The sequence below is a fragment of the Paenibacillus sp. LPE1-1-1.1 genome (genome assembly GCF_040676435.1).
Taxonomy (GTDB): Bacteria; Bacillota; Bacilli; order Paenibacillales; family Paenibacillaceae; genus Pristimantibacillus.
The window spans coordinates 1-222 of the sequence record NZ_JBEGHY010000041.1 but is presented as its reverse complement, the minus strand read 5'-3'; the positions used below and the strand labels follow the sequence as shown (position 1 = coordinate 222).

Here is a 222-nt window from a genome sequence, read left to right as displayed (position 1 = left end):
ATGAGCAATGGGGTGACACAGAAGGGCAGTGACGCGGGCTGATGGAATAGCCCGTCCAAGCAGTGAGGCTAGTGTGTAGGCAAATCCGCACACTGTTAGGCTGGGCTGTGATGGGGAGCGAAAATTACAGTAGCGAAGGTCATGTACTCCGGCTGTCAAGAAAAGCCTCTAGCCAGGTGAAGGTGCCCGTACCGCAAACCGACACAGGTAGGCGAGCAGAGC

At 56.3% G+C, this 222-nt stretch carries 1 rRNA gene; it reads left to right on the top strand.

Going from position 1 to position 222, the window contains the following annotated elements:
• Positions 1-222 (top strand): 23S ribosomal RNA (locus MRBLPE1_RS33270); the annotation flags it as partial.